Source organism: Anaerococcus sp., assembly GCF_030825785.1.
Classification (GTDB): Bacteria; Bacillota; Clostridia; order Tissierellales; family Peptoniphilaceae; genus Anaerococcus.
Genome location: NZ_JAPJPG010000034.1, coordinates 1 through 17,232 on the forward strand (window position 1 = coordinate 1; position 17,232 = coordinate 17,232).

19 protein-coding genes and 1 tRNA gene are annotated in these 17,232 nt (G+C 34.9%); 16 read left to right on the forward strand and 4 right to left on the reverse strand.

Annotated elements, in window-relative coordinates:
- Positions 1-6 precede the first annotated feature (6 nt).
- The gene (locus RCH56_RS05700) at positions 7-159 is read left to right on the forward strand and encodes a YkvA family protein (protein WP_306484040.1); all 153 of its coding nucleotides are present in this window, start codon (positions 7-9) and stop codon (positions 157-159) included.
- 135 nt (positions 160-294) lie between these two features.
- Here the strand turns inward: RCH56_RS05700 and RCH56_RS05705 are convergent.
- From RCH56_RS05705 to RCH56_RS05715, 3 genes are all read right to left on the reverse strand, one after another.
- Positions 295-370: transfer RNA gene (locus RCH56_RS05705), tRNA-Ala, on the reverse strand.
- Between the two features lie 117 nt (positions 371-487).
- Positions 488-1,828: an MATE family efflux transporter gene (locus tag RCH56_RS05710; RefSeq protein ID WP_306484022.1), complete on the reverse strand. Its 1,341-nt coding sequence runs from the start codon at positions 1,826-1,828 to the stop codon at positions 488-490.
- A 9-nt stretch (positions 1,829-1,837) separates the two neighbouring features.
- Entirely contained in the window at positions 1,838-2,590 is a 753-nt protein-coding gene (locus RCH56_RS05715) for a bifunctional hydroxymethylpyrimidine kinase/phosphomethylpyrimidine kinase (protein ID WP_306484023.1), read from the reverse strand.
- Between the two features lie 93 nt (positions 2,591-2,683).
- On the opposite strand from RCH56_RS05715, the gene cls reads away from it, so the two are divergent.
- The 15 genes from cls to RCH56_RS05790 all read left to right on the forward strand — a co-directional run bounded on the left by cls (position 2,684) and on the right by RCH56_RS05790 (position 15,999).
- Entirely contained in the window at positions 2,684-4,276 is a 1,593-nt protein-coding gene (gene cls, locus RCH56_RS05720; RefSeq protein ID WP_306484024.1) for a cardiolipin synthase, read from the forward strand.
- Between the two features lie 481 nt (positions 4,277-4,757).
- The gene (locus RCH56_RS05725; protein WP_306484025.1) at positions 4,758-5,141 is read left to right on the forward strand and encodes a GntR family transcriptional regulator; all 384 of its coding nucleotides are present in this window, start codon (positions 4,758-4,760) and stop codon (positions 5,139-5,141) included.
- The gene (locus RCH56_RS05730; protein ID WP_306484026.1) at positions 5,122-5,991 is read left to right on the forward strand and encodes an ABC transporter ATP-binding protein; all 870 of its coding nucleotides are present in this window, start codon (positions 5,122-5,124) and stop codon (positions 5,989-5,991) included. Before RCH56_RS05725 ends, RCH56_RS05730 begins: the two co-directional genes overlap by 20 nt.
- Positions 5,992-6,046: 55 nt before the next feature.
- Complete coding sequence (locus tag RCH56_RS05735; RefSeq protein WP_306484027.1) at positions 6,047-7,225, forward strand: hypothetical protein; 1,179 nt, start codon at positions 6,047-6,049, stop codon at positions 7,223-7,225.
- A gap of 9 nt (positions 7,226-7,234) precedes the next feature.
- Positions 7,235-7,681 (forward strand): deaminase, encoded by a 447-nt coding sequence (locus RCH56_RS05740; protein ID WP_306484028.1) that lies wholly within the window; start codon positions 7,235-7,237, stop codon positions 7,679-7,681.
- Complete coding sequence (locus RCH56_RS05745) at positions 7,678-8,361, forward strand: HAD family hydrolase (protein WP_306484030.1); 684 nt, start codon at positions 7,678-7,680, stop codon at positions 8,359-8,361. The genes RCH56_RS05740 and RCH56_RS05745 overlap by 4 nt, the downstream gene beginning before the upstream one ends.
- A 646-nt stretch (positions 8,362-9,007) precedes the next feature.
- Entirely contained in the window at positions 9,008-9,511 is a 504-nt protein-coding gene (locus RCH56_RS05750) for a hypothetical protein (protein WP_306484031.1), read from the forward strand.
- Positions 9,489-10,202, forward strand: coding sequence for a GntR family transcriptional regulator (locus RCH56_RS05755; protein WP_306484032.1), 714 nt, complete (start codon positions 9,489-9,491; stop codon positions 10,200-10,202). Before RCH56_RS05750 ends, RCH56_RS05755 begins: the two co-directional genes overlap by 23 nt.
- Positions 10,203-10,345: 143 nt before the next feature.
- The gene (locus tag RCH56_RS05760) at positions 10,346-11,401 is read left to right on the forward strand and encodes an SIS domain-containing protein (protein ID WP_306484033.1); all 1,056 of its coding nucleotides are present in this window, start codon (positions 10,346-10,348) and stop codon (positions 11,399-11,401) included.
- A gap of 19 nt (positions 11,402-11,420) precedes the next feature.
- Entirely contained in the window at positions 11,421-12,440 is a 1,020-nt protein-coding gene (locus tag RCH56_RS05765) for an SIS domain-containing protein (protein WP_105301816.1), read from the forward strand.
- 11 nt (positions 12,441-12,451) lie between these two features.
- Positions 12,452-12,865 carry a PTS sugar transporter subunit IIA gene (locus RCH56_RS05770; protein ID WP_306484034.1) on the forward strand — a complete coding sequence of 138 codons (414 nt, stop codon included), beginning with the start codon at positions 12,452-12,454 and terminating at the stop codon, positions 12,863-12,865.
- Between the two features lie 9 nt (positions 12,866-12,874).
- Positions 12,875-13,342 (forward strand): PTS sugar transporter subunit IIB, encoded by a 468-nt coding sequence (locus RCH56_RS05775; protein ID WP_306484035.1) that lies wholly within the window; start codon positions 12,875-12,877, stop codon positions 13,340-13,342.
- Between the two features lie 10 nt (positions 13,343-13,352).
- Positions 13,353-14,144, forward strand: coding sequence for a PTS sugar transporter subunit IIC (locus tag RCH56_RS05780; RefSeq protein ID WP_306484036.1), 792 nt, complete (start codon positions 13,353-13,355; stop codon positions 14,142-14,144).
- The gene (locus RCH56_RS05785; protein ID WP_306484037.1) at positions 14,134-14,970 is read left to right on the forward strand and encodes a PTS system mannose/fructose/sorbose family transporter subunit IID; all 837 of its coding nucleotides are present in this window, start codon (positions 14,134-14,136) and stop codon (positions 14,968-14,970) included. Before RCH56_RS05780 ends, RCH56_RS05785 begins: the two co-directional genes overlap by 11 nt.
- Positions 14,971-15,339: 369 nt before the next feature.
- Positions 15,340-15,999: an HAD family phosphatase gene (locus RCH56_RS05790; RefSeq protein WP_306484038.1), complete on the forward strand. Its 660-nt coding sequence runs from the start codon at positions 15,340-15,342 to the stop codon at positions 15,997-15,999.
- Between the two features lie 274 nt (positions 16,000-16,273).
- Here the strand turns inward: RCH56_RS05790 and RCH56_RS05795 are convergent.
- Positions 16,274-17,232: 1-phosphofructokinase family hexose kinase (locus RCH56_RS05795; RefSeq protein WP_306484039.1), on the reverse strand; the 959-nt coding region annotated here is incomplete at its 5' end.

Consider the following 17,232-nt stretch of genomic DNA (forward strand, 5'->3'; position numbering starts at 1 on the left):
GCAGTAATGCCTGCCGATTTGATAAATGATATGATTCCTTTTTTAGGAATTTTGGATGATGCAATCGTCCTTCCATTTCTAATTTATATAACAAGCAAAATGATCCCAGATTCAGTTATGGATAAGGAAAAAATTGAATATGTAGAAGAAAATAAATAAAAGACCCAAATCCTCTTATTTTTCATGATAACTAATTCAGTTCTTGTTACGTTAATTTGATTTTTCTTGCTTCTCGAGAGGTTTGAACCTCTACAAAACAGTGATTTGAATCCTTTTGATTTCTCTTGATTCTTTTGGTGGAGCATAAGGGACTTGAACCCTTGGCCTCTTGACTGCCAGTCAAGCGCTCTCCCAACTGAGCTAATGCCCCAAGATGTATATATTCTAGCATATTTTAATATAAAAGACAAGGAGATTAGGTCATTACTAGATTAAAATAAAGTTAAGAAAAAGGAGAGTGCTCCCATTAGGAAGGCTCTCCTTTGTGTTATATTTTCTTGTTGACCCAGTTTCCTTGGTGGAATCTCTGTCTTAGGCAAATAAATCTTGATGCCTGATCTGATAGGATTCCTAGCCAGATTCCCATGATGCCGAGGCTTAGGACATTTACCGCAATTAGGGTTACGGCACTTCTGATAAAGGTTACAGATAAGAGGGCTACAAAGAGGGTATATTTGACATCTCCTGCCGCTCTGAGGCAGCCTCCGTAGATTGTTTGGGAGATTTGTAGGAGGACTATTACTGTTAAAAATCTAGTAATTATTACACCATATTCGATTATATCTGGATCTTTGAAGAAGAGGCCAAAGATATTTCTTCCGAAGAATATCAGTATGATTGAGACTATTACCGATAGGGCAAAGCCGATCTCTTGGCAGACCTTGCCGTAGGTCTTGGCTCCTTCTTTATCTTCTGCTCCTAGGGCGTTACCTGATAGGGCAATGGCTGCTACTTGCATTCCATTACCTAGGGAGAAGGTTAGGGATAGGAGGTTCATTCCAACGTTGTGGGCAGCAAATATTTCTGTTCCAAGGCTTGCTGCAGTAATGGCTGTCACGAGAAAGCCGATTCTTGCTGAGACATTTTCTACAAAGATATTTGATCCAAGGCTTGCAATGGATTTGGCGATTTTCTTACTGTATGCGAACTTCGCTTTCACAAACTGATTGAAGTTTAGGTAGGAAGATTTCCTAGTTAGGGAAATGATACACATTATGCTCGCTACAACTGTTCCTAGGACTGTCGCAATGGCTGCTCCTCTTATGCCTAGGGCAGGAAAGCCAAAGTTACCGTAGATTAGTAGGTAGTTAAATGTAATATTAACAAGTGAGCTTACTAGGTTTGATACGAAGGCAATTTGTGTATTGCCACAACCCCTGTGGCCAGCATTAATTACCATAGCGAGGGCATTAAAGATAATTCCTCCCATAATTATTTGAAAGTAAGCTATGGAAAGCTCGTGAGTTTCGGGATTTGACCCTGCAAACTTAAGGATTGGGGAGAGGAAGGGCATCATCACAAGGTCTACTAGGATTACAAAGGCTATTACTATATAGATAGCTGTAAGAAGAGTCTTGTTGGCCTCTTTCCTATCTCCTTCGCCCTGCCTTCTCGCAACCAAGGCCGATACGGCAGCATTTATGGAGAAAAATATGGTAAGGGCTATAAATTTGGGCTGGGTAGTAAGGCCTATGGCTGCGACAGCACTAGGTCCCATACCAGATACCATGAAGGTATCGATTATATCTGCAATTGATATAAAGAAGAATTCCAAAAGGGCAGGCCAGGCAATTGATAGTGATTTTTTCCAATAATCTTTTCTTTGCACAAATCCCCCTTAATCTATGAGGTTCAGATATCTTTCGATATTTATATTTTCATTTGTTGAATATTCGATAACATCTCTATAGACTTTGGATATAATATCGACTGTCTTTTGTGAGGCTCCCTCAATTGAGTAGCCGTCTAGGAAGTAGGCTATTAAGAGCCCATCGAAGAGGTCTCCCGTTCCTGTAAGTCTTTTGGGAAGTTTGTCGAAGTAAACCTTAAATTCACCCTCATCGTATCCTTTTACGAAATATTTCCCGTCTTCTTGGGCAGAAGTTATAAGATATTTCTTACCCTTTCTTACAAAATCCTCGTAGTCTATTTCAAGAAACTTAGCCTCTGTGGCATTTGGGCTTATGATATCTGAAATATCGATTAAGGACTTGTAGTTATCTAGCATTTTCTCATCAAGAGTTGGGTAAAGAGCCCCCTCATCTCCCATGATTGGATCAAAGAGGACAGTAGTATCGTAGTCTAAGTTTTTAACATAATCATAGATTATATCTCTTTGCTCAGTATTGTGGATATATCCGATAGAGATAAGGTCAAACTTAAATCCTATCTCCTCCCAATTTCTTAGGGAGTCTTTTAAATATTCAGTTGTATCTAATATGGCGTTTTTCCCGTAGGAGAAGTTGTTTGCTATAAGGGCAGTTGGAAGGAAGAAAGTGTTGTGTCCCTTGTAGGAGAGGACAGTTTCCATCATCTTGCCGGCAATTTTTCCTAGGGAAACGAAATCATTTATTATTAATATATTTTTCATCTCATTTCACCTCACCTTATATCTTATGAATTTAAAGACTTATGTCAAGCTATGATATTGTAAGTGGGAGGGATAAAGTGGTATAATAAGTCTATGTATAAATTCAATAAAAATATCATTAGGAAAATCAACGAAAATAAATATGTCAAGCAAACCAGGAAGGGTTTGGGCAGTTTGATATTTTCACGTGCTGGGCTCTTTGCCTTTTTGGTAATTGTCCAACTTATTTTGATGATTTATATCTATTATAATTCTAAGATAGATTTTACTTACATAATGGGAGGAGACACCCTATCTAAAGTTATAATGATGCTAATAATCCTCAATATGAAAAAGGTATCAAATGCCAACAAGCTATCTTGGTTTATGCTAATTGCGATCGTTCCGACCTTTGGCATAATTGCCTTTCTTGTAAGCCACTATTCAATTGGTTATAAGAGAGAGCAGAGGAAGGTTGTAAGTCTCGATAAAGATTCTAGAAAATATATCCAAAAGGATAAGGATCTTTACGAAAAAATCGAGGATAGGGAAAGGAGATTTTATCCAATAGCCAAATACTTGGACGATGTAGGGGGCTTTCCAACATATAAAAACACATCTTCGACTTACTTTAAGGTAGGCGATGATATGTTCGAGGCCATGCTAAGCGATGTGAAAAGTGCGGAAGAGTTTATCTTTATGGAGTTTTTCATAATTGATTATGGCTATATGTGGGGAACAATCCTAGAAGAGCTTGTCAAAAAAGCTAATGAGGGAGTTAAGGTAAGACTTCTTATTGATGGATCCAATCTCATAACTAGAGTAAGATCTGACTTTCCTAAAGAGATGGAAAGCTTGGGGATAGAATGTAGGGTCTTTTCTAAGATGTATCCTATAGTATCCACCTATCAGAACAACAGAGATCATAGGAAGGTCATGGTAGTAGATGGAAAAATCGCCTACACAGGAGGGATTAACCTATCTGACGAATACATAAATGTATATGAAAGATTCGGTCATTGGAAGGATTGTGGTGTTAGAATTAAGGGCAGTGCTGTCAAAAGCTTTACTATAATGTTTCTTAATATGTGGTTTTCTCTTGAAAACAAAGCAGAAGACTATACTCCATTTCTTAAGGAATATCCTGACACAGAAGCTACCGGATTCTACATTCCTTTTGCCGACAATCCCCTTGATAATGAGACCATATCCAAAAACGTCCTCCTTGACACCATAAATAAGGCCAAAAAGTACGTCTATCTCATGAGTCCTTATTTAATAGTAGACGAAGAGATTAGAAATGCAATCAAGCTTGCCTCAAAGTCGGGTCTTGATGTAAGAATCTGCCTGCCACACATACCTGACAAGAAGATAGCCTTCGCCCTTGCCAAGGACCATTACAAGGAATTTATAGAAGCAGGCGTGAGGATTTTTGAATATACTCCAGGATTCGTCCACTCCAAGACCTGGCTTGCTGACGGAAAGGTCGGTTTTGTAGGAACAGTCAACCTAGACTACAGGGCTCTTTTTCAAAACTTCGAGTGCGGCCTTTATATGTATAAGTCAAATAGCTTGGTAGAAATCAAAAACGACTTCGATATATTCTTTGAAATAGGTCAAGAAGTAAATATGGAAGATGTTGAAAATATAAATCTAGCCTATAAAATATTCTCAAAAATAGCCAAGCCTTTTGCTGTTTTGATGTAGGGGATTTAAGTCTTAGTAAACGAGGGCATGGATAGATCTCAATAGATTTCTCCGCTCACTCCGTACTCTGACTCGTTACTTAGTAAATTTTCCGTGCTTTCGCACTAGCCAGAGGGGTAAATAGCCATTAGCTGGCTATTTACCTGGTCGAATAAGGGGGATGGAAAGCAAATTTTCCTCTATAGTTAGTTATAGCTAGGGTTCACAGCCACCCTTATGTCGAGCGAAGTCGAGACATCTCAAAATTAACTAAGCTTTACAATAAGAGAATAGATTTCTCCGTGTTAGTCGAAATAAGGGAGAGATGAGAAATTTATCCATTTAGTTAAAATAGGGGTATTTCAATTTTCTCCACAGCAATAAACTTCCTTCGGGAAGTTTTTTTGTCTATATTTTTATTTCCTCTTGCAAAAATTTTAGTCCCTGATATAATATTATTAACAGTGTATGGTATATGGCATAACACCATAAGGGAGGTTTTATGTTTAATCTAAATTTTAATTCGGAAGTCCCTTTGTATATGCAAATCGTGGATGAGACCAAGCTCTATCTTGCGAAAGGATTACTTAAGGATGGGGATAAGTTCCCTTCTGTAAGAGACCTATCGAAGAGTTTATCCATCAATCAGACGACTGTCTCCAAGGCCTTTAAGGAACTTGATCGACTAGGCCTAATAGAGACAAAGCCAGGCATAGGGACTTTTATCCGAATTGATCAAGAAAAGATTGAAAGCAACAAAGATGAATTTACGGTAAATCTCAAGGAAGATTTTACCAAGGCTATATTTTTAGGCTTTGGTAGGGAAGATATATTAGAAATCTTCGATCAGACAGAAAGGAGTTTGTATGAGGATAAGGGCAGATAAAATTAGTAAGGCCTTTGATGAAAAAAAAGTCCTAGATAATATTTCCTTTGACTTAGAAGAAGGAATGATTACAGGGCTTGTAGGCCGCAATGGATCTGGTAAGACCACTCTTCTTAAGTGCTTGTGTGGGATTTACGATATGGACGAAGGAAGCTTTAATCTGGACGATAAGGATATTAGGGAAAATCCATCTCTTATCAAAAATATTGCCTTCTTACCAGATAGCTTTGACTATTTTAATTACTATAAGGTAAAGCATATTCCCGAGTTTTTCAGAGTAATCTATGAAGATTTCGACGAGACTTTCTTCCTTGAGGAAATCAAGAAACAAAAGATTGACCCAGACAAAAACGTGAGGAATTTCTCCAAGGGACAGAAGAATATCCTAGGTCTTATAACAATTCTTGCAAGTCGTGCGAAAATTCTTCTAATCGATGAGATACTAGATGGGATGGATGTCCTAAACAAAAAGGAAATTTTATCATATTTGATAGATGCCAAGGATTCTGGCAGGGCAGTCTTTGCCTCAAGTCACGAGCTTGACCAGCTTTCTGGAATTTCTGATTATATTTACTATCTAACAAAAGATGGCAAGCTTATAGACACTTCTGATGAAAGAATCAATCAGCTAAGGAAAATCCAACTAGTGTTTAAGGATCAGGTGCCTGATAATTTGGATAGGAGGATGATTCTCGTAAATAAAATCGGAAGAGTTGCGACAATTCTTGTAAATCAAAGCGAAAAAGAAGTAGAAGAGATCTTAAATAGAAAGGACATCGTCCAATACGATATCCTTACGCCAAAGATTGAAGATTATTTCTACCTAGAAAGGGGCCGAGAAGATGCGTAATTTTAAGAATTTAATTAAATTTACCTGGAAGAGATTCTCCATTTGGATTATCTTGGTGACAGTATTCTGTACCATGGCCGTTGGTATGTCTAATCAAAATGCCATTAGAAATGACTATGATAATTTTACTAATAATGTTATAAGCATGAGAGAAGATTTATATGGCAAGGGGCAGAATAAAGATATAAAAATCAATGAAGAAAGCTTAGATCAGATCGCAATTGAGCTTTTAAAGTATAAGGAAAAGTATAAGCTCCTAGACTTTGATCAAGTATATAGCCTAGATGTTTCTGGCGAGGCTCAGGATGATTACTTTGAAAGGCTCAGTCAAAATGGAGGATATGATGCCCATTATATTTACAACAGCATCAAGACCGATCTTCAACAATTTGATAAAGGGAAATTTGATGGATCTAGCTACTATCAGGCCTTGATCTTTCCTATAGTTATTTTTATGGGGCTTTTCGGATTGAGTCTTACAAGTCTTGAGCAATCTTCTGCGATTTATGATTTTACAAGACTTATGCCTTGGAAGAAGAAAGATGAATTACTTATGAAGATAGGGATAGTATTTCTCTTTGGTATGGTAATATTTGCTATAAATTCTATCGTTCTTGCCTTTATCTTGAAGGTTTCAGACTTTGGACAAATCCTAAGTTTTTCTCTTATCGGAAGGCAGATTTGTAGAAATATCCTGATTTTCTTTGGAACGAGTATTATTTCTACTTCCTTAGGTTTTATAGCAGGCAATTTCCTAGGTCATATCGGCCTTTTCATAATGGCCCTTGCAGGTTTTGAGCTTTATAGGGAGAATATTAATATGACCTTGCAAGTTTTCTCTACAGCTTACGCAGATAAGTTTTACAGTGCTATGGCAAGCTTTGAAGAAAGATTAAATCCTTTTACAAAAACGCTGATGTCTATTGTCCATATGAAGGTAGATAATATTATAACCATCCTTGCCTTTTTGCTAGTGGCAGCTGTGATATTTTTCCTAGCTCTTTATCTAAGCAAGAATCAAACTAGTGAAAGAAGCGGCTATATGATAGTAAACAAGAAGCTTAGTGTATTTTGTAAGCTCGTTGCGACCCTTACCCTAGCCAATCTCATGACTTCACTTGTTTCTAGTATATTTGTAGATACTACTTTCCTCTTGATGATTATATTTATCCTTGCCTTGTTGCTAAGTTACAAATTCTTTGATATGCTATTTGAGATAAGACTTAAATTTTAAGGAGAGAATATGGCAAAAGATAGACTTAGTTGGGAAGAATATTTTATGAAACTTGCAAAGACTGTCGCAAGACGTGGAACTTGCGATAGAGCCTATGTGGGTTGCGTTTTGGTAAATGAAGAAAACAGGATAGTATCTACTGGCTACAACGGATCGATTAAGGGAAATCCCCACTGCGATGAGGTGGGTCATACCATGAGAGATGGGCATTGTATAGCCACAATCCATGCTGAGATGAATGCTATACTATATTGCGCCAAGGAAGGTATAGCTACCAAAAACACCATATGCTATGTAACTCATTTTCCTTGTCTTAACTGTACAAAGTCCCTTATCCAAGCTGGAATCAAAAAGATTTATTACGAAACAGCTTATAGGATGGACGATTACGCAGTTGAGCTTCTCGAGAGAAATAATATTAGCTTTGAAAAAATAGAGATAAGTGAAGACAAATGAAGTTAATTGCATCTGACTTTGACGGGACAATTTTCATTGATGGAAAAATTAAAACAGAAGATATAAAGGCCATAAGAGATTTCCAAGCTAAGGGGAATCTCTTTGGCCTTGTAACAGGTAGGAGCTACCATTCCCTCGTTGTTTTAATAGAAGGAAAGCTTGCACCAGACTTTGTCATAGCCAACAACGGATCACATATTTTTGTAAAAAACGGCAAAAAGATGACAGAAATTCTAAAATATTCACTAGATAAGGATAAGGTTAGAGATGTAATAGACTACTATGGAACTACTTTCTCAACCAAGCTTTTTACAGACAAGGATAGGGCGGTAGATGATATTCGAGGCTTAAGAGAAGGCGAAGAAATCCTATCTCTTGCAATATATTCAGACCATATGCTAGAAAATCCCTTCCAAGAAGACTTCTCCTTCCACAAATCAATAGGGGTCATAGACGTAATTAACTCTGCTGTGAGCAAGCAAACAGGGATAGAGTTTATCAAGGACTTCTATGGATTTGATAAGGAAATAATAGCAATAGGAGATGACTTCAACGACATTGAGTTTTTAAGCAATACATCTCTTTCCTACAGCCTTGATTATGTTACTAATAAAGAGGTGAGGAAGGTATGTAATTTCAGTGTAAGATCTGTGGCAGAGCTTATATCAAATCTAATGTAGATTATGTGAGTCATCTATAAAACTCTATAAGATTCAATTTAGGTTAGAATTTGCTAATATATAATTTTGCTAGATAATACTTAAAGATTTGATAAAATGACTGCCCTTTTAAAATCATAAAAGTTAGAAACATAGGTGAGTTTGTGCCTATATATATTTTCTCTTTTGGAGAAGAAGTGCTTAAGTCCCATGTACAGGCATATGAGGCTCATCGGATGCAATTATGTCATAGGGTACTAGTGCGGAATACAGGAATTATGTGCAGTTTATGAAGACTTTTAAGTGAATATATCTTAGAAAAAGTAGGAGAATCTATAGGCACAAAAATTGTGTTTGTGTAGCTTAATGCAATGATTCTTCTATGGAAAACATGACTAAACATTATGCTAATCACTTGTGAATTATATTATAAGTTGGAAGATTAAAGAAATCTAAGAACTCTTGTAAGTTAAAGGGAATCTGCAGCGTTATTACAATAGGTGTTTATCTAAGACTAATGGTAGGTTCATGCTTATTTGTAGAAATCTACCTAGAAATAGAAGAAAAGACCTTGCTAATCTAATAGTAAACTACACACATCAAGCGATTGGGATAAGGATAAGGGAGATTAAAACTTGATTAATACGGATTAATAGAGAGGTTAGTTGTGGAAAAAATAGTACGAGATTTACAAAATATACACTACTGGAAAGAAAAAATTGAAGAGGATAGGAATTTTTCTATAAATTTGTTGAAATTTGAAGTTGTGCAGGGGAATATTTTCCTGTCAAACTTAGTTGATGCTGATAGGGATGCATACTTAGTTTGTATAGAATTTGAAATTAAGGAAACAGAAGAGATTGTATCTTATTTTAAAGGGGTCTTTCATTATAAAATATTTGGAAACCTTTTATCTGAGAACCCAGACATGAAAAAAATTTTTGACGATGTGATTTCTAAAACTGAAAGAGCCGATGTTATTTTGTCTATGGTATATTTAGATGACACAGAGGTAAAATATTTTGATTTAAAACCAGCTACTACTATGGTCATGCTTAATTCGAAGTTTTATGATAAGGAAAATATATTTGGAAACCTGCAAGAAATAACTAGGGTTGAGACATTTGAATTTTTCGAAGGAGGAAAGCTTGAAGAATTTCTTACATCATAAAGTAGAAGAATACCTTTTGTCAGAAATAAAAAATAGAAATTTAAAACCAGGAATGAAAATCTCCTCAGAAAGAGAGCTTGCGGACAAATTTAATGTAAGCAGGATGACAGTCAAGTATGCTATCGATAAACTTGTAGATAGTAGGATTTTAATTAAGGTTCAAGGTAAGGGCACTTATGTATCAAATAATTTAAATTACAACGGTAGAATTATCCTTTCAGATGACAATCCCATTTCAATTAAACATGAGAACATAGTTCTAGGAAAATCTTCGTCTGACTATGTTCAAAAATTTAAACTTTTATATAATCAGAATAATTTGAATAAAATATTCAAAAAATATTATGATTTTTATGAATTAAATAGAATAAGGTTTGCTGATGATAGCACCTATGGAGTTGAATATTGCTATTTTCCCTTTGATATTTTTAAAGATGCTATAAGGTATGATTTTTCCAAGATATCTATCTATGATTATATGGCCTATAAAAAGAACCTACCTATTAATTTTATTACAAAAATAGAAATTGTGAAAAATCCTGAAATTAGCAATATCTTAAATATAGATCTTAATAATTACATATATAAAGTGAGGTTTTTTGGCTTTAATAAAAAGAGGGACTTGGTAGAATATACCATTTCCTATATGAAAATGGATAGGGTGGAATTTAAAATTAATTACAAGCTATAATAAAAGATACTTATGAAAATTCAAGTGGTTTATAAGCTGGTTTAAAAAACCTTATTTTTTTATAGAAACGATTGCATAAAGTTTTAGATTGTTATATCATAATGATAGAAACTATATAGTTTAACAATCTAATGGAGGTGATTATGAAGAAAACAATGTTGGATTATATAAACAGTATTCCAGAATTAGTCACCGATAATCTTCTGGATGAGTCTTTGACTAAAGAGTTTATAAACTTTTACAAAAAATCCGATGGGGATTTGATTTTAGTGGCATCTGGTTCATCTTTCAATGCTTGTATGTCAGTTAAATATGCCTTAAGAGACTTACTTGATAAGAATGTCGAGGTATTTACTGCTCACACCTTTAAATACTACGAAATGAATAAATATAAGGATAAATTTATTTTGGTAGTAAGCCAGGGAGGAAAGTCAACCAATTGCATTGATCTAGTTGACAACCTAAAGACCAATGGCATAAAGGGAGCAGTGCTTACTTCAAATGTTGAAAGTGAGATAGGAAAGCATTCGGATAATGTTTTTGACTATGGTATAGGTATTGAAACAGTCGGATATGTTACAAGAGGCTATGTAGGCCTAATAGTATTTTTATTGAATTTTGCTATAAATTATAGGAATAAATCCTTGTCTGAAGACTTTCTTACAAGTTTGAGAAAAGATATAGAAAGTGCACACCTTATCTTTGAAAACATTGTAAATAGGTCAAAAAACATATACCAAAGAGATAAGAAGGATATTCTATCAACTAAGATTGTCCATATAGTAAGTTCAGGTGATTGCCTAGGCCTTGCAAGGGAGGCTAGTTTAAAAATAAGCGAGACAACAAAAATACCTGCCATGTATTTTGAAGTTGAAGAGTACCTCCACGGGCCTAACCTTCAACTGACACCCGATTATACAATTGCCATAATTGATAACCTAGATGATACAAGTGATAGGGAATATGAATTGTTTAAGGCCTTAAAACAAGTGACTGATAAATGTTATTTTATAACAGATAAGCAAATATCTGATGAAAACGTTATAGTTATCAGCTATGAAAACAAATTAACAAGGCTGATTTATTCTGTAGTGCCTTTCCAATTATTTTCATACTATGTAACAGAGACAATGGGTACTTGGAAAACTCATCCTTTGATGGAAAAATTTGATGATTCAATAGTTTCAAAAGCGAAGTAATAAATAATAGGAGTTTGAAATGGGAAAAATATACAATTTTGACACAGAAAAATATTTAGAAGATGGAGTTGCAACTTACCAAAAGAGAGAAGATGTAGAAAAGCTAGCAGTTCAAATAGCTAAAGAAGGATTTGATAACCTTTACTTAATGGGTATTGGTGGTACGGAATTTGAATTTTACCACTTATATTATATGCTAGATAAGTATTTTGACATAGATGTTCATCTAATAAGTGCGGCTGACTATTTCCTAAAAAAAGATAAAAAATTAAGTAAAAAATCTTTAGTAGTTACAGCAAGTTCAAGTGGTAATACTGTTGAATTAATCAAGGCTGTTAAAGAATTCCAAGAAAGAGAAGTTAGAGTTGTATCGTTCACAAAATTAGATTCTGAACTTGCGAAATACTCTACACATGTAATTGAAGAAGCTGCTGTAACGGGCAAGGTAGAATTTTCCTACCTACTTCAAACTATCTTCCTATACAAAATATTAAATGAGATGGGTCAATTTGACGACTATGAAGAATTTGCTGATCAATTAAAGGGAATCTTCAATAGCTTAGTAGGTATTAGAGAAAAATTTGACAAAAGAGCTGACCATATAGCAAGCAAAATCTATGACGCTGAGCATACTATATTTACAGCATCTGGCGCCCTTTGGGGTGAATGTTTACTATATTCAATGTGTATCTTAGAAGAGATGCAATGGATTAGAACAAGGCCAGTAACAAGCTCTTTATTCTTCCATGGCACCTTAGAATTAGTAGAGGAAAACGTACCAGTATTTATTATAAAAGGTGAGGACGAATTTAGAGAGCAAGATAATAGGGTAGAAAATTTCTGTAAAAAAATAAACGCAGAGCACTATGTATTTGATACTCAAGAATTTGCACTTAATGGTATTGATAACAAGTTTAGAAAATACCTAACACCTTGGATCGCAACTGCTCTCCTAACAGAAAGAATGGGAAGAAATTACGCTAAATACACAAACCACAACTTAGAATACAGAAGATATTATAGACAATTTGACTATTAAAAGGCTAAGTTATGAAAGTTTTGTTAGTAAGTCACGCCTATATGGCAAAGGGTGTGAAATCAAGTGTAGAATTAATATTAGGCCCTCAAGAAAATTTGTTTGCCATGGCAGCTTATGTCGACCAGGAAACTCCTTTTGAAAAGGATATAATGAAATTTCTTGAGGAAAATAAAAATGACAAGTTAATAATAGTATCTGACCTTTTTGGCGGTAGTGTAAATAACGAGCTTATGAATCTTATCACTAATAAGGAAAATATAATACTTATTACAGGGATGAACCTTATCCTTGTAATGAGTGTTCTTTTAGCAAGTGAAGATACTATAGATGATGAAATTGATGAAATAATTGAAAATTCAAAAAAAGGAATCCTAAAATGTCTTGTGTCAGATATAGAAGCTGATGTAGAATTGGACGACTTTTAAGGAGATACCATGATAAAATTATTAAGAATTGACCATAGGCTCTTACATGGACAAGTAGCCTTCTCATGGTCACAGAGCTTAGATGCAAATGCAATTTTGTTAGCGAATGATGAGCTAGTCCATGATAGGCTAAGGCAAAATGTAATTAAATTTTCAAAACCTGCTGGAGTTAAGGTAATAGCTAAAACTATAGAAGATTCTATCAAGGCTATAAAGTCTGGGGTAACGGATAAATACAATTTATTTATTATAGTTGAAAGTATTGCTGATTGTGAACAAATAGTAAATGCACTAGATATTAAAGAAGTAAATCTAGGAGGTACTTATCCTCACGAAGGCTATGATAAGCTTGCAGTTGCTGTTTATGCAAATGAAGAAGATAAAGATATACTAAGAAACATGATCTCAAAAGGCGTGGATGTATATATTCAAGGCGTACCATCTAGTAATAAGGTTGATGTAGAAGATGTAATTTAAAGGAGATTATATGTTACGAGAAACAATGCTTTTAGCACTTATAATGCTAATAGGTAGGGCGGAGTTCTTTCTAGGAACAGCTCTAATTCAAAGACCTATTGTTATTGGGCCACTAGTTGGACTTGTGCTTGGAGACTTTCAAGCAGGTTTAATAATGGGAGCAACTCTTGAACTTGCCTTTATTGGTGCAGTTAGTATAGGTTCTTATATACCACCAGATATGTTGTCAGGAACAGTATTGGGTGTTGCCTTTGCTATAAAGGCCGGAAGTGGTCCTGAAGCTGCATTAACCCTTGGTATGCCAATAGCTAGTTTGATGCTAGCTCTTAGGACAATTATTGGGTCTCCACTACTAGTTGCCCTTGGCCACTTGGCTGATAAACACGTTGCTGATGGCAAATACAAAATGTTTAGTTTTGATGTTTTAGTAATTCCATTTTTTATAGAAATGATTACATCATGCGTTGTGCCTATTGCTTACTATTTTGGTAGTGATGCTGTAACAAATGCCTTGGGTGGCATACCTGAATTCGTTACAACAGGGATAGAAATAGCCACTGGAATGTTACCAGCTCTTGGTTTTGCTATGCTAGCACAAATGATAATGAACAAAAAGGTTGCTCCTTACTTCTTTATGGGTTACTTCCTACTAGCTTACTTCTCAAATTCAGGATTAACAACCACAGGTATAGCTATATTCTCAATAATTATTGCAGCTATAGGCTTTTTTAAACAAGATGAAGTTCAAAACGTGGCCTATAATAGTAGTGAACAGGAAGGGTATGTGTTAGATGAATTTTAATAAGATAAAAAATCCAGATAGTATAATTACAAAAAAAGATTTAAGAAAATTAGGTTTCAGAACACTTCCAATGGAACACGCTTGGAACTATGAGAGAATGATGCACATGGGATATGCTTGGGCATTGATGCCTATTTTAAAGAAACTATATCCTGAAGATGAAAAATTCAAAGAAGCCCTAACCAGACACCTTGAATTTTACAATACAACCCCATTTATTATTAGTTTCCCTCTTGGTATCTCTGCCGCTATGGAAGAAGAAAGAGCTAATAATATGGATACATTTGATACCAAATCTATATCTGAAGTAAAAACAGCCCTGATGGGACCTCTTGCAGGAATAGGAGACTCAATATTCTGGGGTACACTAAGGATTATTGCTACAGGTATTGGTACATCTCTAGCCCTACAAGGAAATATCCTAGGACCAATATTGTTTTTACTAACATGGAATGTACCAAGTTTACTTTGTAGGTATATCTTATCATTTGTTGGTTTTAACCTTGGTACGGAAGTTATAACCCAGGCAAATGAACATGGGATAATGGAAAAATTAACTAAGGCAGCTTCAATAGTAGGTCTAGCAGTGGCAGGATCCATGACAGCTGAAATGGTAAATGTGAATATAGGTTTTAGTTTAGGATCAGGAGAAGCAGCTACAACGATTCAAGAAATATTAGATGGTATTATACCAGGAATTCCTACCTTATTAATATTCTGGTTATCATGGGTTCTACTAAAGAAAAAAGTGAATCCATTAATAATAATGCTAATAATGTTAGCTATCGGATTAATAGGAGCTTATACAGGTATCTTGGCTGTGTAGTAAAAATAAAAAATAATGTGCTTATGAACTGACCCCCAAAGTTAGATATAAAAATTAACACATGGAGGTCAGTTTTTAAGTTAGAAAAATATATTTAATAAGCTTATTATATCAATATTCTTTGCGTATCCTGGTTTTCCAAGTTAAATTATCCTAAATGAAATTTCAAGTGCTTATAAAAAAGATGTTTTATCAAATTAAATTATCTTTAGAATTATAAGTGAAGAGGATATGATTTCTGTAGATATCTATAGAATCAATATCCCTTGAAATATTCGAAGTCTAAAATACCATTTGAAGAGTTTATGAGTTTAGTATATTCTTTCTAGGTAAGTTTGGTAATTGAAAAAAAGTTAAGAAAGAGGTTATATGAAAAGTTTGATATTTGATGTTGACGGGACAATCTTAGATTCTATGCCAATGTGGCTGGAGCTTGAGAACAATTTATTGGAAAAATATGGCTATACTATGGCTAGTCTGGACAAGGAAGTAAAAGATACCATAGAATCCCTTAGTATTGAGGGAATGAGCAAGTATATAGCTGATACAATTGCAAAAGATATGACTTTTAAAGAAGTATATCATTATTTTCGAAGTTCGATAGATTACAAATACTCTAATGAAGTGGAAGTTAAAGAAGGTGCTATAGAGATAATAAAAAATCTTTATGATAAGGGAGTTCAACTATCAGTAGCCTCATCATCTAGTTCAGATTGCATAATCAAGGCTTTTAAAAGGATAGGTATTTATGATTACTTTAGATTAATAGCAACTGCTGATAATACTGGACTAAAAAAATCACAAAGAGAGTTTTGGATAACGCTTGCTAAAAAACTACAAAGAGATCCTGACCAAATTATCTTATATGATGATTCCCTATATGCTATTGAAACGGCAAAAAAGGTAGGTATCGAAGTGGTGGGAATAAAAGATTTTCCATGTAATGAAACAGACTGGGAAGAAATAGTAAGTATTTGTTCTTATACTCTTGATACGGTAAGCGACATCAGATTAGATCAGCTAATCTAAAGATTTAATAGTTACTTTTTTAAGACTTTTATAAATTAATATTCCCTCAACTTTATGGTGTTATCTTAGAATTGCTACGTGGTATTTTATAAAAGATTTTGGTCCATCCTTAACTTTGTAAAAGAAAATCAAACGATGATTGTAATTTACTTTTTATACTAGTTGTTAATTTTCTTATAGTTTCAATCAAACTCTCAATTAAATATTATAAAAAAAGAGATTTTTGATAGAAAAAAGTCCTGGCTTAGTTTATCTAAGTTCCAGGACTATATTTTTATCCGATTTTTTCAATATTGACAAGAGGAAGCATATTCATGATTTCTTCTCTTGATGGGAGGTCTAGGACTCTCGCTGTGGCAGAGGCACTTGCAACTGATACCTTGTATGATTCTACTGGGTCGCCATCACGAACCATTGTTCCCACGAATCCTCCAATCATAGCATCCCTGCATGCGACAGTATTTATTATTTCTTTATGGTCTTTTACAGGAGTTGATTCGTAGACATCATCTCCCACAAAGAACATTGATCCACTCGCACCGTAGGAGATTATTACATATTTTGCCCCCATATTTACGAGCTTTTTGCCGTAAGGGATGAAGTCTTTTTTATCTTCTATTCTAACATTGAATATTTCTTCGATATCTTCACTATTTGGTTTAACTAGGATTGGTTTTTCCTTGACCATATCGAGGAGGTATCTAGCTGGTACGTCTGCTACGAAGTTTGCTCCGTTTGCTGTAGCCACTGATACGAGTCTTGTGTAGATATCGTTATCGAGTCCGTCTTCCATTGGAGGAACTGATCCACCAAAGATTATGGTATCTCCTTCTCTTACTCTTGAGAGATAATAAACTAATTCGTCTACTTCCTTGGTTTTGATGGTTGGTCCTGGGAAGTTGATCATAGTTTCTTGGTTATTTTCGAAAAGTTTGATATTTGTTCTGTTGTGGTTTTCCATCTTGACGAAACTGGTACTGATGTTTTCATTTGTCAGCCAATCTTTGATAAATTCTCCCTGGAAGCCTCCGGTAAATCCTGTAGCTATGGTTGGGATTCTTAGGGAGGAGAGGATTCTTGATACGTTTAGGGCCTTTCCTCCTGGGATGGATCTTTCTTGGACGATGTTGTTTTGTCCACCGAGATTGAAGCTTTTAAGCTCTACAAACAAATCAATTGATGGATTTAGGGTCACGGTATAAATCATTTTAATTCCTTTTCGTTGCGTTTCTA